This window comes from Enterococcus sp. DIV1368b, assembly GCF_050529595.1.
Lineage (GTDB): Bacteria > Bacillota > Bacilli > Lactobacillales > Enterococcaceae > Enterococcus_B > Enterococcus_B mundtii.
On sequence record NZ_CP172883.1, the window covers coordinates 798,044 to 819,355 of the forward strand.

At 38.7% G+C, this 21,312-nt stretch carries 21 protein-coding genes; 13 read left to right on the forward strand and 8 right to left on the reverse strand.

What is annotated here, in order from left to right:
- The first annotated feature begins 34 nt into the window (after positions 1-34).
- Positions 35-298 (forward strand): type B 50S ribosomal protein L31, encoded by a 264-nt coding sequence (locus IGJ19_RS03730; RefSeq protein WP_010736059.1) that lies wholly within the window; start codon positions 35-37, stop codon positions 296-298.
- Between the two features lie 180 nt (positions 299-478).
- Here IGJ19_RS03730 and IGJ19_RS03735 read toward each other — a convergent pair whose 3' ends face one another.
- Complete coding sequence (locus IGJ19_RS03735; RefSeq protein WP_142433769.1) at positions 479-1,525, reverse strand: nucleotidyl transferase AbiEii/AbiGii toxin family protein; 1,047 nt, start codon at positions 1,523-1,525, stop codon at positions 479-481.
- Between the two features lie 11 nt (positions 1,526-1,536).
- Positions 1,537-2,259, reverse strand: coding sequence for a DUF6577 family protein (locus IGJ19_RS03740; RefSeq protein WP_071867007.1), 723 nt, complete (start codon positions 2,257-2,259; stop codon positions 1,537-1,539).
- Between the two features lie 257 nt (positions 2,260-2,516).
- On the opposite strand from IGJ19_RS03740, the gene IGJ19_RS03745 reads away from it, so the two are divergent.
- Positions 2,517-3,707: an MFS transporter gene (locus IGJ19_RS03745; protein ID WP_430604425.1), complete on the forward strand. Its 1,191-nt coding sequence runs from the start codon at positions 2,517-2,519 to the stop codon at positions 3,705-3,707.
- A gap of 426 nt (positions 3,708-4,133) precedes the next feature.
- Entirely contained in the window at positions 4,134-6,353 is a 2,220-nt protein-coding gene (locus IGJ19_RS03750) for a M60 family metallopeptidase (protein WP_142432927.1), read from the forward strand.
- Positions 6,354-6,492: 139 nt separating this feature from the next.
- On the opposite strand, the gene IGJ19_RS03755 is transcribed toward IGJ19_RS03750, so the two are convergent.
- The 5 genes from IGJ19_RS03755 to IGJ19_RS03775 form a co-directional block, all read right to left on the reverse strand.
- Positions 6,493-7,815 carry a PTS sugar transporter subunit IIC gene (locus tag IGJ19_RS03755; protein WP_019722638.1) on the reverse strand — a complete coding sequence of 441 codons (1,323 nt, stop codon included), beginning with the start codon at positions 7,813-7,815 and terminating at the stop codon, positions 6,493-6,495.
- Positions 7,816-7,843: 28 nt separating this feature from the next.
- Positions 7,844-8,149, reverse strand: coding sequence for a hypothetical protein (locus IGJ19_RS03760; protein ID WP_071867004.1), 306 nt, complete (start codon positions 8,147-8,149; stop codon positions 7,844-7,846).
- Between the two features lie 219 nt (positions 8,150-8,368).
- The gene (locus IGJ19_RS03765) at positions 8,369-9,172 is read right to left on the reverse strand and encodes a TPM domain-containing protein (RefSeq protein ID WP_142432928.1); all 804 of its coding nucleotides are present in this window, start codon (positions 9,170-9,172) and stop codon (positions 8,369-8,371) included.
- The gene (locus IGJ19_RS03770) at positions 9,169-10,362 is read right to left on the reverse strand and encodes a TFIIB-type zinc ribbon-containing protein (RefSeq protein WP_430604426.1); all 1,194 of its coding nucleotides are present in this window, start codon (positions 10,360-10,362) and stop codon (positions 9,169-9,171) included. Before IGJ19_RS03770 ends, IGJ19_RS03765 begins: the two co-directional genes overlap by 4 nt.
- Positions 10,363-10,379: 17 nt before the next feature.
- Complete coding sequence (locus tag IGJ19_RS03775; RefSeq protein WP_430604427.1) at positions 10,380-11,627, reverse strand: SPFH domain-containing protein; 1,248 nt, start codon at positions 11,625-11,627, stop codon at positions 10,380-10,382.
- Positions 11,628-12,092: 465 nt separating this feature from the next.
- Here IGJ19_RS03775 and dnaX point away from each other — a divergent pair, with 465 nt between their 5' ends.
- The 10 genes from dnaX (at position 12,093) to dinB (ending at position 20,315) form a co-directional block, all read left to right on the forward strand.
- Positions 12,093-13,829: a DNA polymerase III subunit gamma/tau gene (gene dnaX, locus IGJ19_RS03780; RefSeq protein ID WP_142432930.1), complete on the forward strand. Its 1,737-nt coding sequence runs from the start codon at positions 12,093-12,095 to the stop codon at positions 13,827-13,829.
- Positions 13,830-13,847: 18 nt separating this feature from the next.
- Positions 13,848-14,159, forward strand: a complete 312-nt coding sequence (locus IGJ19_RS03785) for a YbaB/EbfC family nucleoid-associated protein (RefSeq protein ID WP_010736051.1) — start codon at positions 13,848-13,850, stop codon at positions 14,157-14,159.
- A gap of 23 nt (positions 14,160-14,182) precedes the next feature.
- Positions 14,183-14,779, forward strand: a complete 597-nt coding sequence (gene recR / locus IGJ19_RS03790) for a recombination mediator RecR (RefSeq protein WP_019722633.1) — start codon at positions 14,183-14,185, stop codon at positions 14,777-14,779.
- An 89-nt stretch (positions 14,780-14,868) separates the two neighbouring features.
- Positions 14,869-15,531, forward strand: coding sequence for a dTMP kinase (tmk, locus tag IGJ19_RS03795; RefSeq protein ID WP_071866999.1), 663 nt, complete (start codon positions 14,869-14,871; stop codon positions 15,529-15,531).
- A complete protein-coding gene (locus tag IGJ19_RS03800) occupies positions 15,528-15,857 on the forward strand; it encodes a cyclic-di-AMP receptor (protein WP_010736048.1) in 330 nt (109 codons plus the stop codon). The genes tmk and IGJ19_RS03800 overlap by 4 nt, the downstream gene beginning before the upstream one ends.
- Positions 15,858-15,865: 8 nt before the next feature.
- Positions 15,866-16,804, forward strand: coding sequence for a DNA polymerase III subunit delta' (holB, locus tag IGJ19_RS03805; protein ID WP_071866998.1), 939 nt, complete (start codon positions 15,866-15,868; stop codon positions 16,802-16,804).
- A gap of 39 nt (positions 16,805-16,843) precedes the next feature.
- Positions 16,844-17,668, forward strand: a complete 825-nt coding sequence (locus tag IGJ19_RS03810; protein ID WP_071866997.1) for a PSP1 domain-containing protein — start codon at positions 16,844-16,846, stop codon at positions 17,666-17,668.
- Positions 17,661-18,008, forward strand: coding sequence for a DNA replication initiation control protein YabA (locus tag IGJ19_RS03815; protein ID WP_010736045.1), 348 nt, complete (start codon positions 17,661-17,663; stop codon positions 18,006-18,008). The genes IGJ19_RS03810 and IGJ19_RS03815 overlap by 8 nt, the downstream gene beginning before the upstream one ends.
- A 139-nt stretch (positions 18,009-18,147) precedes the next feature.
- A complete protein-coding gene (gene rsmI, locus IGJ19_RS03820; protein ID WP_272018098.1) occupies positions 18,148-19,017 on the forward strand; it encodes a 16S rRNA (cytidine(1402)-2'-O)-methyltransferase in 870 nt (289 codons plus the stop codon).
- Positions 19,018-19,178: 161 nt separating this feature from the next.
- Entirely contained in the window at positions 19,179-20,315 is a 1,137-nt protein-coding gene (dinB, locus tag IGJ19_RS03825) for a DNA polymerase IV (RefSeq protein ID WP_177187677.1), read from the forward strand.
- A 102-nt stretch (positions 20,316-20,417) separates the two neighbouring features.
- Here the strand turns inward: dinB and nrdG are convergent, their stop codons facing one another.
- Entirely contained in the window at positions 20,418-21,020 is a 603-nt protein-coding gene (gene nrdG / locus IGJ19_RS03830) for an anaerobic ribonucleoside-triphosphate reductase activating protein (protein WP_071866994.1), read from the reverse strand.
- Between the last annotated feature and the right edge of the window lie 292 nt (positions 21,021-21,312).

Here is a 21,312-nt window from a genome sequence, read left to right on the forward strand (position 1 = left end):
TCAGCAAATGAAGCAGGGCAAAGGAGCGAATAGCATGAAAGAAAATATCCATCCAGATTACCATCCAGTCGTATTTTTGGATTCTACAACTGGTTTCAAATTCTTGTCAGGTTCAACAAAAACTTCACAAGAAACAGTTGAATGGGAAGACGGTAATACATACCCAGTCATCCGTGTCGAAGTAACTTCTGACTCACATCCATTCTACACTGGACGTCAAAAATTCACACAAGCAGACGGACGTGTGGACCGTTTCAACAAAAAATACGGTCTCAAAGACGAAAACGCTGCAGAATAATCAAACCATTGTTAAGTCAAGGTTTAACAGACTATCCTATCAGGATAGTCTGTTTTTTTTGATCTTTTGTAATTCTTATGTAGAGCTCATAAAAACTGCAAAACGATTTGCTGTTTCTTCTGATTACTGGTTATGTGTTTACGAATAATCTTAAATGTTAGGTTTATTCGTTTGTTATATCTAAATAATTTCTTGAGCCTTCACAAAATAATAATATGCTTCTGGACTAAATTTTTTAATCTTTCCCATTTTTTTAAAGAGTGGAACACCAGTTAGCTCAGATAAAGGTTTAGAGGAATTGTAATGGTCAATATTAGTATGATTAGATTTTAACAGACAAGCTAAATATGCAGCTTTAGAAGCACTGACCACAGCTTCTTCTAAAATATAGTTTCTACTAATGATATGAGACTTGATTCTACGTATTCCATCTTCTAATTTTAAGAATGTTTCTTTATAGCTACTACCACGCCCTCCAATGATACATGCGGTCTTTAAGATATCGTCTAAAACATCCTCAGGATTCAAGCTACTTAATTCGCGATATATAAGTTCTTGTTTAGCACATTTGATGAATGCAGCTCTTATTTTACCTAAATCAATTGCTTGATCAAATAAACTTTCAATATCAAATAACTGCTTAATAATTTCCATTTCTTTTCCTTTATTGTAAGGAATACCAGTAGTATTTGGGGCAAATGCAGTTAACTTATCGCCTAGAATGTTTTCGATATCTGGGACGGAAACTATTTTGTTTGGTGGTGAAGTAACAACAAAAGGACTTTTGATTGGAAGTTCTATTAAATGATTGTAGGGAGAGGGTTCAAATAAAATATCAAGTAACACATAAGATTCTGTACCATCTAATGGCGATGGATAGAAAAACTTGAAATGGACCTTTGGAATCTCAGTTTGATAGCGTGATTGTTCTTCAAATCGGGTAAAAATAGAACAGTCAATAATTGTTTGTAACGTATTAGAAAGTTTTTCTTTGGAGATTATTTCAGTAATAACAATATCAATATCAATAGAGAATCGTTTGATTTTTTCCAGTAATAAAAGTAAACAAGTTCCACCCTTGAAAATAAACTCTAATTGAGTATCTGTAAGCTTTTCTAGTAAATATAAAGCGTGAGTTACTTTGTCCAATAAGTTATGATCTAAGTTTTGATAGTTATTTTCTACAGAGGCATACCAGTCAGTAGTAAAACTTGATTCTTGAATCATTCTTCTTCTCCTTATATAGGCAATATTTTTTTAAGTTCTTGGTGTACATTTCTCTTGTTTGCGTAACGGGTAAGTGTTGAATAATTAATATTGTACGTATCTAGAGCAGTAGAGATAATTGTATGGATTTCTGAAGAACTGATTGGAAGAATAATCGGATTGTTCACAAGCAAATCGACAATTAATTTTTCTATTTTAGGAGTATAAAAGCTTCCATCAAACCTATTTAAAGGAGCATCAACATATAACCTATTTACAATAATATTTTCTTCTGAAGGGTTAATATAGTAGTCATACATCTTTTGATCCGGAGATACAAAAGTATTTGGAAACCGTTCCTTCAAATAATGAAAGGCAGCATTTAAGGTATCAATCTCAATCTCAATGATCAGATTATTTGTCTGATACATGTGATTGGATAGATTCCCAATCCATCCTGTAGAGTATATACTGAAATTCATATACGGAAACTTGGTTTGTAAAAGGTTGGCTATGCGTAAAATTTTATCATTAGGTGCTAAAGCAAATGTCTCCTTTTCATTGAGTGCATAGACACCTCTTTTGGGACTATATATGATTCCTTGTTGTTTGAGCGCATAAATTCGCCAACGTAAGGTATTCAATGGTAATTCGGGAGTGAATTGCCGATAAAATAGCAAGAGTTCTTGTGTGGAAACTTCTGATTTATTTTTTAAATAATCAATTAGCTCATTTTTGTATAAATTACTAGACATAATAATTCTCCTAGGCAAATAATTGGGTTTAAACGTATTTTCAACCCGAATGTTTGCTTAATTCTACCAAATAATTGGGTGTAAATCAAATTATGACCCGAATATTTTTATTATTCTAATCTCTAATTTTAAAAGTCTGACTTGTGATAATATAGATTACAAAAGAGATGGCAAAACCTCATATTAATTCCTTGGTAATTAATGATCTCTTGCAACAAAAACATGTAAGAGAAGAGGCGCAGAAAAAGGAGAAAAAAATGAAGGATAAAAAAGCTTTTTTGTGTTTGGTGTTCGGTCAAGCAGTAGCGAATATCGGTGATACGATTTATACAGTAGCAATCATCAGTGCTGTTTTTTCTTGGACAAATTCAGCATTTGCTTCAGCCGTTGTACCAGTCGTCGTTACAGGAGCAATGATGTTGGCTAGCTTTTTGACACCCTTATTCTCCATGAAAATATCGCTTGATAGAATGTTGAAATGGAGTCAAATAATGAAGACCATTTTTTTGACTGTTCTAGCAGCCTATCTCTCTTATCTGCCTAAACCAATTAACCTAGGCGTAATTTACTTTTTGATTGCTTGTATTGCATTTTTAGATGGATGTGCGGAACCAGTCAGTATGGCACTTATTCCTCGATATATCAAAAAAGATCAGTTGATTCGGGCAAATAGCTTATTTAGCACGATGCTTCAAGTCGTTAATATCGGAAGTTGGGCGGTAGGTGCTTCTCTACTTATCTGGTTTTCTGTTTCTGAGCTAGTTTGGATAGACGTGGGACTATTTTTAGTTTGTTCTGTTTTATTTTTATTTCTACCTAGAGCTGTTGAAAAAGCAGCAAAGCACTCAAAATGGCAAGAGTTGAAAAAAGGTTGGCGATACGTTTGGAGAGAGCCTTTGATACGGATAGTCGTGATCATGGATACAATAGAAGGAATTGCCAATACAGCATGGGCCTCTTCTATTGTGCTGGTTTTTGTATCGGTAGTATTGGAACAACCAGCTAACTGGTGGGGCTATATCAATACTTCTTATTTTATTGGCGCGTTACTCGGAAGTTTGATCGTGATGAAAAGTCCGGCCTTTTTTGATAAAAGTAAAGGAAAAGCAATCGTAGGAGGCTCTTTTTTGGGTGGTGTAGCAACTTTGCTAGTCGTGTTGCTCCCTTATGCGTCATTTGTTTTTCTCTGTACGTTTATGATCGGAATCTTTTTCCAGATAAAAAATATTCCGCAAGCAACGATCATTCAGCAAAAGACTTCAGAAGAAAAGTTACTTTCTGTGTATGCGATATCAGGAGTAATCCATATGGGCACTTTTTCGACTGCGATGCTAGTTATGGGGAAAATTGCTGATCTTTTTGGCGTGAAAGTTGTTTATCTTTGTTCAGGGATACTTCTTATACTCGTGGCGCTCATCGGTCAGTATAAGAAAAATCTATTTGCTTGAAAAAACTAGTATTATTTTAACACGAGATGGGACAGAAGTGTTTAGCCCTGATAAATAAGGTGCCATTGACGAAAAATTGTTCTTCAAATTTTCGTGGATGGTGCCTTATTTCTGAAAGTGTTACTTCTGTTTCCACTGCTTATTCGATTTCAGGTGGTGGGAGAGGATTAATAGCCTAAACATGTTTTTTTATTATTGTGAGAAAATATGGCAAGCGTGTTGTTGTTTATTTATTTTTTACATCATTGTTTGGTAAGGATAGTGGTATAAACAGCAATTTTATAGGTAATTGTCAGTAGAAACATAAATAAAATAAAAATTTTTTTATTTTTTTCAGATGTGAAGAAAAATTGGTAAATAACACATTCTTGCGGATGTTATAGTTATTTTGTAATAAAAAATGATTTTAGGGGAGTTATTTTAAAAATGAAGAAAAGTTTATTATTTAGCGCTGCACTTTTAGGGATGGTTATGTTTTCTGATGTAACTACCGCAGAGGAAGTTATTCATTCGGGGGATAATGAAAAAGCTACCACTTCTGCAATCGTACAAAACAATCAAAATATTTCTACTAAACTAGAACTCAAACAGAGTGAGAATCTAAATACATATAGATCAACTATTTTAGATAATCCATATGGTCCGAGTACTAATCAATCGACCGGAATATATAAACGTGCGAATGATGTGATCGAGATATACGTAGATGAATCAACTGATCAAACACAACTACCGACGTATACAGTTACTACACCTGCTTTAACGAATTTTTCGGAAGGCTCGGCAAATGGAACACAACTTGTTAAGGGACGTAATGTGATTTCTGGTTCGCAAGTCGGTCTGATCCACATTCGTAATGAATCTGGTCAAACAGCGCAAGGAAAACTAAGTATTGAAATCAAAGGCGGGGTAACGATTCCTCGATTTATTCTTGGTGAAACAACTCAGCAAGAATGGACAAAAATGATTGCCGATAATCCGACAGCAGTAGGCTATGAACTAGTCAGTGACCGTGTGTTAGTGACAGGATCGAATCGAACACTCCAAGATGCAAAGGATCCTGAGACGATTCTTAATGCACATGAGAAAGTCATTACGTTCCATAATCAAACATCTGGTTTAGATGGTAGTTCTGCTGTCCATCGTAAGCCAGTTGGGTTGTTCCAACATTTGCGAGAAACTATCCAGTCTGGCTATTATATGTACGCTTTTTACCAACATACAGCTTATAACAGCACCTCCGATGCAATGAGAGCAGTACTGAATCCTACGACTAGGGGACAATGGGGAATTTGGCATGAACTTGGTCATACCTACCAATTATCACGAATGAATTGGAAAGACTTGACGGAGGTCACAGTAAACATCTATTCTATGCGTGCAGAAAAAGGACTGGGCGTGCGTAGTCGTCTAGAAAGCGATAATCGTTATCCAACTATTTTCAACTATTTGAATGGAACAGGGCAAAAACAATTTGATAGCCAAAACGTTTGGACAAAATTAGGAATGTTCTGGCAATTGGAATTAGCATTTGGTGAAGATTTCTATCCAAACTTACATAAAATGTATCGAAACGAACAACGATCACTGCCGACGGAACAAGACAAACGTCAGTATTTTGTCGTTGCAGCTTCAAAAATCAGTGGTCAAAACTTGCAACCTTTCTTTGAAAAATGGGGCATCCAAGTGACTGCTGAAAGTCGAATCGAAATGGAAAAGCTACCAAGCTTGACTAAAAAAATCTGGGAATACCGAGATGAGATGACAGGTGAAGTAGGGGATATCGATGGTGGTACGAACAATAATGACAAAGAAGCACCGACAATCCCAACAGGTCTTGCAGCGAATGAGGTAACAAGTCATTCTGTTAAATTAGCATGGAACCCATCTTCGGATAACACGAAAGTCAAAGGGTACAATATCTATAGGAACAACGTAAAAGTGGGAACAACGGATAAGCCTGAATATTTAGATGGAAATCTAAAGAGTAACGAAGTATATGTGTATCAGGTGAGCGCTTATGATGAAGCAGGGAACGAATCAGAAAGAACGAGCTTCTTGACGGTCGTTACAAGACAAGAAGAAAAAGATGATGAAGCACCAAGCATCCCAACAGGTTTGACGCAGGGAAGTGTAACGACTAATACCGCGCAGATCATTTGGACTGCTGCGACAGATAATCTACGTGTGGCTGGCTACAATATCTATCGTGACGGTGTAAAAATCAATTCAGTAACAGGTTTGAATTTCACTGATACGAATCTAGCAAGCAATACTAGCTATACTTACCAAGTCAGTGCTTATGATGGAGCAGGTAATGAGTCAGGAAAAAGTCAGGCAGTGACAATCAAGACCAACGAGCAAAATGTTATTCAAGATACTTGGCGCAGTGACCAAATTTACACAGCAGGAGACTTAGTGATTTATAACGGCATCCAATACCGTGCTAAATGGTGGGTCAGAGGAGAACGTCCTGATACATCACAGGCTTGGGAGAAAGTAGATAAAACACAATCAGAAGAATGGGGAGCGAACAAGGCATATTCTGGTGGTGACCAAGTTGTCTACAAAGGAAAGACCTATGAAGCAAAATGGTGGAATACTAATAGCAATCCAGAAACAAGCAGTGTCTGGGTATTGAAGTAATAAGTTAAAACAAATCAGTTTCACTAGAATAAAAAATCAGTAATGAAAAACAGCACCTACTTCTTTCTCTAAGGAAAGTAGGTGCTGTTTTTATGAAATAAAAGAAGTAGACTCAATCTTACTCTAAGTATCTCTCAAATTAGTTAGATAGTGGTGTTTCTTTTGATGTTTCAGTTTCTAAAGCCTGTTCTTTTGCTAATTCATTTTTATCATAAATCTTAACGAATGGATAATACATAAAAATGGAAAGAATGATTAATAAAATGTTCAATACGGCTGCCCGCCAGTCACCACCTGTAGCTAAGTAAGCACCAATAGGACCAGGGAGCGTCCATGGTGCGGTGATGGTAACAGCACTGACTAAGCCTAGTTTAGTCGCAAACCAAGCGATGGTTGCGCAAACCATTGGAGCAAAGATAAACGGAATGATTAGTGTTGGATTCAATACGATCGGTACGCCAAAGATAACTGGCTCATTGATATTGAAAATAGAAGGAGTGATGATTGCTTTACCTAATTTTGAAGCATATTTTGATTTGGCTGTGAAGGCAAGCAGAATCGCTAAACCGATCGTACAACCTGCGCCACCGATCCAAACAAACCATTGATAAAAAGGTTCAGCTGCAATGTTGGGTAACGCCTCACCAGCTGCTGCTGCAGTTGTATTGGATTCTAAGATCTGCAACCATAAGGGGCGAGCAAGTGAACCAATGATGGATACGCCATGGATACCGAATGCCCAGAAAAAAGTGATTAGAAAAATCAGCAACAAGACACTCGGCAACGTATCGGTTGCGCTGATCAAAGGGCTGACAATTTTTGAAACGGCAGTGTGCCAATCAAAGCCGATGTAATAGCTGATCGATGCCATGACTAAAATCACGATCAAGGTTGGCGTTAATGCTTCGAAAGAACGAGCGACCGCAGGAGGTACTTGCTCAGGCATTGTGATTTTAAATTTCGATTTATCCGTCAAACGATACACTTCGACTGCAAAAATTGAAGTAATGATTCCGACAAACATCCCACCACCGCCAAGATTGGCCATAGGCAAAACAAAACCAGAAGTACCAGCAGCTTCCGCAGCCTCAAGAGGAATATTGACAGGGATAAAGGTCAACAAAAAAGCAATCGTAGCGAGTAACCCGCCAGAAACAACATCTAGTTTATAGGTTTTGGCTAAACTGGCACCGATACCAAATGTCGCATATAGAGACATGATATACATGGTCATGCGATAGGGTAATAAAATAGTTGCTGCATTTTCGGACAAGAACTGATAGATCCCCCAACTGGGCGGTAAAGGAGGAAAAGCAATGATCAAGAAAAACGAACCGACGATAATTAGTGGCAATGTAGCGATGATCCCATCACGAATGGCACGTAAATGTCTTTGGTTGGCAATTGTAGCCATTGGACCTGCCAAATAACGCTCAATGATTTCTGTAAACTTTGTTAACATTTCGACACTCCTTTTTTATCGATAGAATTTAGAAGATGATGCCTTGATACAACCATAAGTAAGCGGCGGACATGAGACAGACTGTAGCAATAAGAAATGTTCGGATACATCCTTTAGTAAAGCCTATATTAGTTGAAATAAAATAATAATTGCCAGTGATGACAGCAGCTAAAGAGGGAGGAAGAAAGAGAAAGACACCCAGTCGAACTTCCCAGTGTAATAAATAGAATAAATAGGGAATGAAGATACCACTCACGATACAAGCAAGAAGCAAGTAACAAGCCGATTTCATTCCAAAACGAATGATTGATGGAGCTGTTTCTTTATTATTCATGGTACGACCTCCTTTCATTTTTGAAACGCTTACATAAGTCAAGTATACATTTATGAAATTAAAAATCAACATATATATCTATTTAACGTAATTTTATTTCTATGACTATTTCAGTATGGGTAAGTGTGTAAGTATTTAATGATAGTATAAAAAAACATGAATCAGATAGAGGGATTCCCTCATAGTCTGATCCATGTTTCGTGTTCTGTTTTCATTGAATTAAAAACTTCGGCCACCGCCGCCAAAGGTACCGCCACCACTCGAATGAGTCGTGCTGCCACCACCACCGCTTCCTGGGGGTGGCGCTTTAGGGATACGACGAGTCGTGACAAAGGAGTTCGTTAAACGATCTGTTTTGTCCGTCAATTTGATACTTGCCTTTTCACGGAATGGGTATTTATATGTCCCGGATTTCAATTGGTATCGTGAGGCGGTGATCATATAAAAAGCGATGCTTAAGATAGCTGCCAAAGCCACCGCAATCACTATTTCGACGGTAGTCAAAACTTTATACCGAGTGATTTTACCTGTGGCTTCATCTATACGATAATGACCGCCAGGCACTCCTTCATCTACATAAGTAGAAGCTTTGGTCAAATAGGCTTGGGCTGCTGCATAATAGTTTGCATTCGTCATCTGATCATAGACATCATCCAAAATCGAATCGATCCTGCGGTCCGTCAAATAGTCGATCATATTTCCAGAAGTGGAGATATAGATTTCTCGTTGCCCCATATCTAAAAGTAAAACAGAACCATTTTGATCATTTCCTATTGCGGTTCTTAAATAGTTGTCAGCGAAATCTCTCGGTTCTGAACTATTTGAGGTAGTTGTGACGATAAATACTTGTCCTTTGATCTTTTCATTGATTTCTTTCGCTTGTTGGTTCAGTGTGTTGACTTGTTCGCTTGTAAATAAATTCGCGTCGTCATTGATTGTTGGGGTAGCAGCTCCTACGATCGGTGTCCACAGTAAACTAATAGCTAATAAAAAGAAAATGGAGAGACTTTTTTTACTCATCATATCAAATAGCCTCCAATCATAAAGAGGATCGCTAAAACAGTGAATATCCCAAAAGAGGTCAAAGCGAGTTTTTTATGACTGATCGGTAATACACCGCTAACTTTACCCGTTTGGCCATTCATTGCATAATAATAGACTTTCTTGTTAGAATCGTTGCTACGGTAAGTAACAAGCCAGACCGGTAACAAGACATATTCATTTTTTTCGCCAGTGATTTCCGCAGAAGTACGTACTCCGGTCAAAGTAGTATAGCCATTGGCTGTATCTCGCAACAATTTTTCGGAATAATCACGTAACTCATTTTGGATATCTGCTTTGATTGCTTGGTACTCAATGTCACGTTTCTCTGCTTGGAAACCAGCAAGATACTGACTTTTGAATCCGATAGCTTTAGCTAATGGAAATGGTTGGACAGCCTCCACCATTTTTTGTTGTGTATTTTTTGACAAAGCATTTTTTACTAATTCTTTGAAGGAAAGCTTTCCTTCGCGGTGAACCGCATATTGTTTTGTTTCGGTATACTCGATATCACCAACACGCCAGATCCTGACCACTGTCCCGTTGGCTTGTAAGGAACCATCTAGTTCAGCATCGGTTGCCCAATAAGGGAAATAAACGCCAGTTAATTTGTCGATTTGATCCTGATTGAAAAATGCTTTTGGTACAAACCATTTTTTCTTCGTCCATGCGAGAAACTGTTTGATTGCTTCTTCTTTTTCCACAGCAAAAGGTAGGACTTTATTTGGTAAGAAGTCACCACTTAACCGTCCTGATAGCACGACTGGATTATGGCAGTAGTAACAATAGGTAGCAGCTGTAGTGGCTTCTGTGACGATTTCTGCACCGCAGTTTGGACATAAAAATAGTTCCATGTTGCTTTGCTCATCGGTAGCCGTCTGTCCAGCTGTTGTCTCTGTATGGGTTGTTCCACCAGCATCTGCAAATGCTTGACGTTCTGTTTCATCCATTTGATCGAACTGTTCTTCTGCTGTAAAAGTGAAGTCATCCGTTGCAACTGATTGATCTTGAGTCCCATTGATGTCGCGGGCCGCTGTTTGTTCTTCTTCATATTGACTAACTTCTGCTTCTGTATAAATATTTAAGCAATAATCACAATGAAATTTTTGATCTTTTGGATCGAAGGTCAATGGTCCGCCACAATTGGGGCATTTATGTGTTAAAGCATCCATTCAGGCACCCCTTTCAACTAGTCGAGTGGGATACCTTTGAATGGTTTTCCACAATTTGGACAAAACTTAGGAATTCCATTTGAAAGATCCACTACTTCATGACATTCGCTACATTTCATTTCGAGCTTTGGCTGGCTATTCGCTACTGGTTTTGCACCACCACAGTTTGAACAGAATTTACCAGTGTTTTCGGTACCACAGACAGGGCAAGTCCATGTATCATTAGTGCCTTGCGCTGTTTGTTGGTTTTGTTTTTCTTGTTGTTGCTTGATTTGTTCTTGATTATTTTGTGAGGACTGAGCTAAGTAGGAGCCATTGGCATTCATGCCCATTCCCATGCCCATAAAGCCAGTCATTGCACCGGCATCATTTTTACCTGCAGCTTCCATCCCACGAGCAATCGAACCTTGCACATAGCCCTCACGGACACTAGGATCACCTAACATGGCACCTTCATTACGCATGTTGATGAGTTTGACCGAATCATCTGTGTAAGAGATGCTAGCAACTGCGACAGATACAATCTCCATCCCACGAAGCTCACGCCAGGAATCGTCTAACGCTGTGCCCATATATTTGCTTAGTTCTAAACTTTTTGATGGGACATAGGAAATACGTTGCCCATCAGCAGACATTTGGTTGATCGCTGATTGAAGAGCAGTCAAAAATTCTGCTAAATATTGTTCATTGATATCTGCAATTTCAACTTGCGTCTTATTTTTAGGAATTGCATTTGTATAGAATAAGATTGGATCGGTGATATGGATAGAGTACGTTCCATGCGCACGTAAGAATAATTCTGCATTATAGAAATTATCAAAGTAATTCAACGGAGCGCTTGTGCCAAATTTGATTCCCTTGATCTCTTGTAGATTGATATAGAATACTTGTTGTTTTTGTGGTGTCACGCCACCAAATTTAAAGCGGTCGAAGGTTTCAGCGATTGCACCTTTCAATGAACCATTGAACATGGAAGGGGCAGCATCATTTTTGATCGTATAATAGCCTTCCTCAGCTGTGTAATCGATGATTTTTCCACCATCTACCAAGAGCATCATCATGTTCGGATAGACATGAACGACTGTGCCGTCTGTCAATACATCTTCTGTACCTTTTCGATTGGATCCTCGTTTATCGTCTTTACGTACCTTGACACCTTTTGCCATAACTGTGGTGTCGCTCATATTGTCTGGTTCAATGACTTCGATCCATTGATCTGCTAATCCGCCGCCGATCATGCTAGTTGCTGCTTTAATAAGTCCCATAAAAAGTCCTCCCTGTGAGCAAGTATTTTTTTACTACGTATATGTTTATATTATACCATAGGAGACTGAAAATGCTCTCAGTCGAAAGATGTAGAAAACCAGAGCAACTCTTTTCCACGTTCAGCCATACATTTTAGAACTGAACTTTTTTTCAGAATCTGGATAAATACTGTTCAAGGCGCAACTCTTTGGACACAGCTCAAAAAAATCAACGATGAAATAGCTATTTTGGATGTTTCTGTCTAATAGTCTAGAGTTTAAGGCTTCTTTCACAACCTAGCCAAACGATGTTCGAAATTGGTATTTAGCCGAAACATCCCAAAATACGAGCAGCTTTTTTGAATGTTAAGACTTATTTCTAAGTGTTGCTCACTTCTGTTACAACCGAATAAAGTATAGTAGTTTTTTTTTGCTAAATCACGTATAATAAAAGTTAGTGAATTTTTCAAAAGAAGGGGGATCCTTATGGCATATCAAGCACTTTATCGTGTGTGGCGTTCACAGCGATTTGAAGATATCGTTGGACAAAAAGCTGTGACACAAACATTGAAAAATGCGATTGTTTCCCATAAAACCTCACATGCCTATTTGTTTACAGGACCAAGAGGGACAGGGAAAACAAGTGCGGCAAAAATATTTGCCAAGGCGATCAATTGCCCAAACAGCAAAGATGGTGAACCTTGTAATCATTGTGAGATGTGTCAGTCGATCACGACTGGGACACAAGAAGATGTCATTGAAATCGATGCGGCAAGTAACAATGGTGTCGAGGAGATCCGTTTCATCAGAGATCGAGCAAATTATGCACCAACAAAAGCCGCTTACAAAATTTATATCATTGATGAAGTCCACATGCTTTCGACTGGAGCGTTCAATGCTTTACTGAAAACACTGGAAGAACCAAAAGAAAGTGTAATTTTTATTTTAGCAACCACTGAACCGCACAAAATCCCTGCAACGATCATCTCTCGAACACAACGTTTTGATTTCAAACGGATCAATGCAGCAGATATTACCGAACATTTAGAATATATCTTGGATCAAACAGAGATTGCTTATGAAGCGCCTGCGTTGACTGTCATCGCACGAGCAGCAGAAGGTGGGATGCGGGATGCGTTAAGTATTCTTGACCAAGCGATTTCTTTCAGTGATGGCACGATCACGTTGGATGATGCGATGCAAGTCACGGGGAGTTTGACGAATGAGATGATGGATGCGTATCTATCCGCTTGTTATAGCAAAGAGATCCCACAAGCCTTACAAGAATTGAATCAAATTTTAGCGGCAGGAAAAGAATCACGGCGCTTTTTAGAAGATCTCTTGTCTTATTGCCGTGATCTATTGATGTATCAGCAAGCACCAAATCTATTAGAGGAAACCTCACATGTCAAAACAGAAACATTCACGACATTGGCGAAAGAAATACCGGCACAACGCTTGTTTCAAATGATCCAAATTTTGAGCGATACACAAAATGAGGTGCGTTTTACAAATAGCGCGACCATTTATTTAGAGGTTGCCACAGTGAAACTAGCTCAATCTTCAGCAAATGAAAGTCAGCAAGTGCCTAGTGAGATCGATCAGCAACAAGTAAGACAATTGCAACAAGAGATCCAAGAGCTGAAAAAGGAAATCAAAGAAATCAAAAATGGTACGGTGAAAGTCACTGCGAATCAGCAAACGACGCAATCACCTGTTCAGAAAAAACAGCCAAGTACATACCGTATTCCCACGGAACGGGTGTATAATGTACTAAAAGAGGCGACAAGGAAACACTTGAATGAAGTAAAAGAAGTCTGGGATGATCTTTTGATGAGTTTGTCAGTGACCCAGCGAGCGATGCTCAAAGCAAGTGAACCAGTTGCGGCAGGACCTAATGGACTAGTGATTGCTTTTGATTATGAAATCGTCTGTCAGCGCGCAGCTAATGACGAAGAGCTTCAATTAGCGATCCACAACCAACTTAGTCGCATGATCAAAGATTATGCGCCAGAGCCTGTCTATATCACACGGGAAAGTTGGCCCGGTCTAAGAAAAAATTATCTCGTCCAAGCAAAGGATGGAGAAGCCGAAGAATCGTTTGCGTCTGATGATGAATCAGACGAGATCGAATTGCTTCCTCAAGAACAAACAAACCAAGAAAATGTAGTGACGAAAGCTGAAGAACTTTTCGGTTCAGCAGTCACAGTAATCGATGATTAGAAAAGGAGAGCGATACTAATGATGCGCGGAATGGGAAATATGCAAGGGATGATGAAACAAGTCCAAAAAATGCAAAAAGAAATGGGCGAAGCCCAAGAAAAACTAAATGAAACAGAATTTACTGGCAGTTCTACGAATGACTTAGTCAAAGTCGTCTTTACTGGTAATCGTCGAATGAAAGATATCCAGATCAATGATGAAGTAGTTGACCCAGAAGATACAGAAATGCTACAAGATTTGATCGTGATGGCTGTCAATGACGTATTAGAAAAAATCGATACAGAATCAGAAAAAACAATGGGAAAATACACTAAGGGCTTACCCTTTTAAATTTTCCTGAAGGGGAAATGAACATGCAATATCCAGAACCAATTGCCAAACTGATCGACAGTTATATGAGACTTCCAGGTATTGGTCAAAAAACAGCGACAAGACTAGCTTTTTATACGATCGATATGAAGGATGAAGTGGTCAATGAATTTGCCAAAGCTTTATTGAGCGTCAAACGTGATCTACATTTTTGTAGTATTTGCGGAAATATCACAGAAGAAGATCCTTGTGAGATCTGTAAAGATCCATCGAGAGATCGTGGTATCATTTTAGTCGTTGAAGAACCAAAAGATGTCATGGCGATGGAGAAGATGCGTGAGTATCGTGGCTTGTACCATGTGCTACATGGTGTATTGTCACCAATGGAAGGCACGGGTCCAGAAGATATCAATATTCCTCCTCTCTTACAACGCTTGCATGATGCAGAGGTCCAAGAAGTGATCATCGCAACGAATGCGACCACTGAAGGAGAAGCAACTGCAATCTACCTTTCACGATTGATCAAGCCTGCTGGTATCAAAGTCACACGGTTAGCACATGGCTTATCTGTTGGTTCCGATATCGAATACGCAGACGAAGTGACTTTAATGAAAGCGGTCGAAGGCAGACGTGAACTATGATTTTTTGCTACGAGTCAGATCGCGGTAGTTTGATCAACAAAGATTTTCAGATACAATAGAAAAGCAAGAGAAGAGATGGAGGAACAAGTGTGAACGGCTTATTTATTACGATCGAGGGACCTGATGGTGCAGGTAAAACGAGTATCATCAAAGAACTATTTCCTCTTTTACAACAAGTAGCAAAAACAGAGATCATTCAAACTCGAGAACCAGGTGGGATACCAATTGCTGAACAGATTCGTGCAGTGATCCTTGATCCGAAAAATGATCGCATGGACGAGCGAACAGAAAGTTTATTATACGCAGCTGCTCGAAGACAACACTTAGTCGAAAAAGTTTTACCTGCACTTTCGAGTGGGAAAATCGTTTTGTGCGATCGTTTTGTCGATAGTTCGTTGGCCTATCAAGGTGCAGGTCGTCGGATCGGCGTAAACGAGATTGCTGAACTGAATGAATTTGCTACAGAAGGAACGACTCCTGATTTTACTCTTTATCTTGATGTGGATTCTGACACAGGATTACGTCGAATCGCTAAAAATCGCCAGAATCAAATCGATCGCTTAGATTCAGAAGGATTAGAGTTCCACCAGCGTGTCCGTCATGCCTATTTGAAATTGGTAGAGGAGCATCCAGACCGCATCCATAAGATCGATGCAAGAAATAGTTTTGAAGAAGTGTTACAATTGAGTTACCACGCAATTATCAACCAATTTCCACAATATTTTGAAAGTCAGGAAGGTGAACGTAAATGAAAATCATTTTAGCAATCATTCAAGATAAAGATAGCAACCGTTTGTCCAATGAATTGATCGATGCAAACATTCGTGCGACTAAATTATCTTCTACTGGTGGTTTCCTTAAAGCGGGAAACAGTACATTTATCGTTGGTATCGAGGACGATCGCGTCGAAGAAGCATTAGAGATCATCAAAAAAACGTGTGAGTCAAGAAAACAATTTGTTTCTACTCCAGTAACGTTAGATATTTCAATGGACGGTGGCGTTCCTTATCCTGTAGAAGTAGAAGTGGGCGGAGCAACAGTCTTTGTCTTACCAGTTGAAGGATTCCACCATTTCTAGGAGGAACTATGGCTCAAGAAAACATACTTGCGCAAATGCAACCTCTCGTGTATCAACAACTTCAACGAAGTTTTGAGCATGGGCGTCTCGCTCATGCTTATCTTTTTGAAGGTGAAAAAGGTACAGGAAAGCATGAGGTAGGCATTTGGTTAGCACAACATTTATATTGTACGAAGATGAACAACCAACAACCTTGTGGCAGATGCAATAATTGTCAACGGATCCAAAATCAAGAACATCCAGATGTACTCGTTCTTGCACCCGATGGTCAGTCGATCAAGGTCGATCAGATCCGGCGCTTACAGACAGAGTTTAGTCGTAGCGGATATGAATCAAGGAAAAAAGTATTCTTGATCCAGGAAGCAGAAAAAATGAATGCGAGTGCGGCCAATAGTTTATTGAAATTTTTAGAAGAACCACCTGGTGATTTTCTAGCGATTTTAGAAACGGAAGCCATTGGTCGGATCTTACCTACGATCCAATCTCGTTGTCAAACCTTGCATTTCCAAGAATTGTCAAAGGATTCATTGATTCAAAAATTACAAGATCAGCAAATTTCTGCGGAAAAAGCAAAACTTTTGTCATTCTTGACAAACAGTTTAGGAAAAGCAGTTGAAATCTCAGAAGATGAATGGTTTAATGAGGCTAAGGACTTGATTTATCAATGGTTTGTCTACTTGGATAAAAGAGATACACAAGCCTTTATCTATGTCCAAAAACGATTGGTGAAAGTATTTAAAGAAAAAAATCAACAATTTACTGGTTTTTCAATTTTAATGTATTATTATCAGGAAGCTCAAAAACAGGCGATAACATCTGGGGAGTATGGTAAAGTCAAACGGCTGAATCAAACGATTGAACGTCTTTTGTTAGCAGAACAAAAACTACGTAGCAATGTGAGTTTTCAAGCCGTCGCTGAGCAATTTGTATTACAAACGATTTTTTGATTTGTCAATTTATATTTTGCGTAATCAAGGAGGCCACAAATGGTAGAAGTAGTAGGTGTCCGTTATAGAGATGCTGGTCATGTCTATTATTTTACACCCGGAGATTCAGAATATGCATACAATGATAAAGTGTTAGTCGAGTCTCAGCAAACTTTACATATCGCAACGGTTGCTATTCCCAAAAGAGATATTGATCTGGAAGATTTACCTGAAACCATCAATCCCATTTTGCATAAAGCAACAACTGCTGAGCTTAAAAAAAGCAACAAAAATGAAGAAGATGCAAAAAAAGCTTTTTTGATTGCGAAAGAAAAAATTAGAGATCGAAAACTAGAAATGAAAATCGTCCAAGTTGAATATACTTTTGATCGAAGCAAATTGACTTTTTATTTTGCGGCAGATGGACGTATTGATTTTCGTGAATTAGTGAAAGATTTGGCGGCCGTTTTTCGTACAAGGATCGAATTGAAACAAATCGGTGTTCGGGATGAGGCGAAGATGATCGGAAGTATCGGGCCTTGTGGGCGACCACTCTGTTGTTCTTCTTTCTTAGGAGATTTTGTGCCTGTTTCGATCAAAATGGCAAAAGAACAAGGATTATCACTGAACCCAACTAAAATTTCTGGCTTGTGTGGTCGCTTGATGTGCTGTCTACAGTATGAAAGTGAAGCATATGAAGCCGCAAAAAAAGAACTCCCTGACTTTGGGAAAACACTTGAAACTCCTGATGGTAAAGGGAAAGTCGTAGGATTGAATCTGCTTAGTCGCTTAGTTAGTGTGCGACTGAACGGACGGGAGAATCCTGTTGAATATGAATGGGATGAACTAAAAAATTTCATCCAAGTAGGTGAGATGAATGGATAAGAGATCATTATATGATGGGTTGAACCAATTGGAGTCAGAGTTACGAAATACATTGACTGAATTAGTAGAGATGAAACATGCACTGCATGAGATCGTTGAGAAAAATACCACCTTAGAGATGGAAAATCAACGACTACGCGAACATCTTCGTGAATTGAACCAAGTGGCGCAAGCTCCAGCTGAAAATGCCAAACAGGAACTATCAAAATCCCGAATGAATCTTGAAAAGATTTATGAAGAAGGATTTCATGTTTGTTATGATTTGTATGGTTCAAGACGTGAAAATGATGAACCTTGTGCGTTCTGTTTAGAAGTGATCTATCGAGAAAGTGGACGCTAAATCAAAGGATCTAGTGGCTTCTATCACGGTCAACGAATACCGCAAAGCATTCTTGTTTTGCGGTATTCGTCGTTGAACTACCAGGATAAATTTTTTAATTAGAGTAGCTTCCTTTACTCTGTTTGAGAAGGAGAATCATATGTATAACCAAAAGAGCTTTAAAGGAAATCACGTGTTTGGCACACTTTACCTCGTTCCAACACCGATCGGAAATTTGGAGGATATGACTGTTCGCAGTGTGCGCACATTACAAGAAGCGGATTTGATCGCAAGTGAGGATACACGCAATACACAAAAGCTATTGAATCATTTCGAGATCCAAACTGCCCAAAAAAGTTTACACGAACATAATTATAAAGAACGTATTCCTCAATTGATCGACTGGCTAAAAGAAGGAAAATCGATAGCACAAGTGAGTGATGCAGGCATGCCATCTATCAGTGATCCTGGACATGAGCTTGTCGTTGCTTGTATCAAGGAAGATATTCCAGTCGTTGCATTGCCAGGACCTACCGCAGGAATGACTGCATTGATTGCTTCAGGTCTCGTACCGCAGCCATTTTTATTTCATGGTTTTTTACCTAGAAAGAAAAAAGAACAAAAAACAATGTTGGAATCGTTGCGCAATCAAACAGCAACATTGATTTTTTATGAATCACCTTATCGCGTGGCTGCAACGTTGATTAATATGTTAGAAGTGTTCGGTAATCGTCAAGTTGTGCTTTGTCGAGAATTGACGAAGATCCATGAAGAATATTTACGCGGAGACATTGAAGAATTACTTGCTTATTTAGAAAAACAGCCGATCAAGGGAGAATGCTGTTTACTTGTTGAGGGAAGTAACGAAGAGGTCGTACCAAGTGAACAACTTCAAGGTACGTTAAAAGAACAGGTACAACAATTGATTGAGCAAGGAGAAAAAACTAACGTGGCAATCAAAACGATTGCAGTCAAAAACGGAATAAAAAAACAAGAAGTTTATCGTCAGTTCCATGAATTGGATGATTAACTTTTCATGAAAAAAATCGTTCAGAAGATTGCTGTGGTGAACAGTCTTTTGAACGATTTTTTTCTTAGAATCAATTAAGCACGAGGTACAGCTTCTTTGAAAAACTAACCTCCTAACTTGAAAGGGAACAAAAGTTCGTGTATAATGATAGTGGGGTGAGTCTGATGGAATTACAGTTTCCTTTACATAATGATACGTCAAGAAAAATCATCCATATCGATATGGATGCCTTTTTTGCATCCGTTGAAGAACGAGATCACCCTGAGCTTCGTGGTAAACCCTTAGTGATCGCCAGACATCCGAGTGATACTGGCGGGCGTGGGGTAGTGACAACGGCTAACTATGAAGCACGTAAGTTCGGTATTCATTCAGCAATGAGTGCCCAAAAAGCCTATGAACTTTGTCCAGAAGCGATTTTCAAACCGGGAGACCACCAAAAATATAGTGCGATATCAAAAGAAGTCAGGGAGATTTTTTATCGCTATACAGACTTAGTCGAACCAGTTAGTATTGATGAAGCTTATTTAGACGTCACGAATAATAAAATCAATTGTAAATCAGCGATCAAGATCGCCCGCATGATCCAACTTGATATTTGGCAAACGGTGCATCTGACTTGTTCGGCTGGTGTCAGCTATAATAAATTTTTAGCGAAACTTGCATCAGATTTTCAAAAACCTAAAGGAATGACGGTCGTTACCCCCGAAGAAGCAGTCGATTTCTTAAAAGCATTACCAATCGAAAAATTTCATGGTGTCGGCAAGAAAACTGTTCCTAAAATGCATGAATTAGGTATTTTTACAGGAGAAGATCTGTATAAATGCAGTGAAATGATGTTGATCCAACAGTTTGGTAAAATGGGGTATTCGTTGTATCGAAAAGTACGAGGTATCCATGATTCGCCGGTCAATGTCACCCGCGAGCGTAAGTCAGTCGGAAAAGAGCATACGTATGGACAACCACTAAGAACAGAAGAAGAAGTTTTAGGTCAATTACGTCAGCTAGCTGAGAAAGTAGAAGAGTCTCTCCGACGTGTTCAGAAACATGGAAAAACAGTTGTCTTGAAGGTCCGTTATACCGATTATTCTACAGTAACGAAGCGAGTGACATTACCAGAATATGTTTATAAAAAAGAAGCGCTGTTTTATCAAGCGAGTCTGATATGGGAAGAGATTTTAGGGATAGAGAAAGGGATTCGTTTATTAGGTATCACACTGACGAATTTAGATCCGATGACTTATGAGAATATTGTGTTGCCTTTGTGGGAAACGCAAGCGATAGAATCAGAAATAGAATAAAGAATGCTCCATCTTAGACTTTGAGACAAAAGCGAAATTCACTTCTGTCTTGGCCTTTTAGATGGAGCATTCTTTATTGTGTTCAATCAAAACTGAGTATAGTTAAATCAGTTCTTGTTTTTTTATTTGTTCATATGTTTGCGTAGCATCTGTACATTTTTCCCAGATGACGACTTGTTTTTCAGCAAGCGATCGTTGCACGTCAATGATGCGCTGATTACTACTTCCACGAAATTGTAATTTGAAATCTCTTTTTGACCATTCAAAACGGCCATCAACAAGAATATCGATTTTCGAGAGCAGTTCTAGTTTATCTTCCGAATCTTGTAATAATTCATCGAAGGTATAACCGGTCCAAGACCAGATGTCTTTGCTGTGACCAAATTCTTGCCGGATTCGATCGACTACACGTAGGCAAACATTCGTATTCAAAAAAGGTTCACCGCCTAAGAGTGTCAATCCTTGGACGTAATCATTGCGTAGATCAGCCATGATTTGTTCTTCCAGTTCAGCAGTGAATGGTTTGCCGTAACGGAAATTCTGAGCGGCTTTGTTAAAACAACCTTCACAGGCAAATAAACAGCCACTTACATATAAGCTATTACGAACACCTTCGCCATCCACAAAGTTGAACGGTTTATAATCGGCAATATAGTCATGACTATAATCTTGAGCCAGCCATTCTTTAGGTTTAGGATTTCTCATAGTAAAACTTCTTTCATTATAAAATGGTATCCGTTATAAAAAATTCTTGAAGGTCGTAGGAGACATAAGAAAATAGCCAGAAGAAGGGGTACTATCTCTCGTATGACTTGGAGTTGGACGGTTGTCTCACAACCTTATCTACAGTGTTCGAAAGCCAATTCCTACGATAATAAGTCAAAAGATGAAAAAATATAGAAAACTATTTTCCCATCTTCTATCTTATTACTTGGAGCTGAACGGCTTGCTCACAACCTTATCTACAGTGTTCGAAAAGCTGACCTTCAACATTAAG

Coding starts and splice junctions, on each gene's coding strand:
- IGJ19_RS03755 (WP_019722638.1), bottom strand. CDS start 7,815: ATGTTAACAAAGTTTACAGAAATCATTGAGCGTTATTTGGCAGGTCCA.
- rsmI (WP_272018098.1), top strand. CDS start 18,148: ATGTATAACCAAAAGAGCTTTAAAGGAAATCACGTGTTTGGCACACTT.
- recR (WP_019722633.1), top strand. CDS start 14,183: ATGCAATATCCAGAACCAATTGCCAAACTGATCGACAGTTATATGAGA.
- IGJ19_RS03745 (WP_430604425.1), top strand. CDS start 2,517: ATGAAGGATAAAAAAGCTTTTTTGTGTTTGGTGTTCGGTCAAGCAGTA.
- IGJ19_RS03800 (WP_010736048.1), top strand. CDS start 15,528: ATGAAAATCATTTTAGCAATCATTCAAGATAAAGATAGCAACCGTTTG.
- IGJ19_RS03760 (WP_071867004.1), bottom strand. CDS start 8,149: ATGAATAATAAAGAAACAGCTCCATCAATCATTCGTTTTGGAATGAAA.
- IGJ19_RS03770 (WP_430604426.1), bottom strand. CDS start 10,362: ATGGATGCTTTAACACATAAATGCCCCAATTGTGGCGGACCATTGACC.
- holB (WP_071866998.1), top strand. CDS start 15,866: ATGGCTCAAGAAAACATACTTGCGCAAATGCAACCTCTCGTGTATCAA.
- IGJ19_RS03765 (WP_142432928.1), bottom strand. CDS start 9,172: ATGATGAGTAAAAAAAGTCTCTCCATTTTCTTTTTATTAGCTATTAGT.
- dnaX (WP_142432930.1), top strand. CDS start 12,093: ATGGCATATCAAGCACTTTATCGTGTGTGGCGTTCACAGCGATTTGAA.
- nrdG (WP_071866994.1), bottom strand. CDS start 21,020: ATGAGAAATCCTAAACCTAAAGAATGGCTGGCTCAAGATTATAGTCAT.
- IGJ19_RS03735 (WP_142433769.1), bottom strand. CDS start 1,525: ATGATTCAAGAATCAAGTTTTACTACTGACTGGTATGCCTCTGTAGAA.
- IGJ19_RS03785 (WP_010736051.1), top strand. CDS start 13,848: ATGATGCGCGGAATGGGAAATATGCAAGGGATGATGAAACAAGTCCAA.
- IGJ19_RS03740 (WP_071867007.1), bottom strand. CDS start 2,259: ATGTCTAGTAATTTATACAAAAATGAGCTAATTGATTATTTAAAAAAT.
- IGJ19_RS03810 (WP_071866997.1), top strand. CDS start 16,844: ATGGTAGAAGTAGTAGGTGTCCGTTATAGAGATGCTGGTCATGTCTAT.
- IGJ19_RS03750 (WP_142432927.1), top strand. CDS start 4,134: ATGAAGAAAAGTTTATTATTTAGCGCTGCACTTTTAGGGATGGTTATG.
- IGJ19_RS03730 (WP_010736059.1), top strand. CDS start 35: ATGAAAGAAAATATCCATCCAGATTACCATCCAGTCGTATTTTTGGAT.
- IGJ19_RS03775 (WP_430604427.1), bottom strand. CDS start 11,627: ATGGGACTTATTAAAGCAGCAACTAGCATGATCGGCGGCGGATTAGCA.
- IGJ19_RS03815 (WP_010736045.1), top strand. CDS start 17,661: ATGGATAAGAGATCATTATATGATGGGTTGAACCAATTGGAGTCAGAG.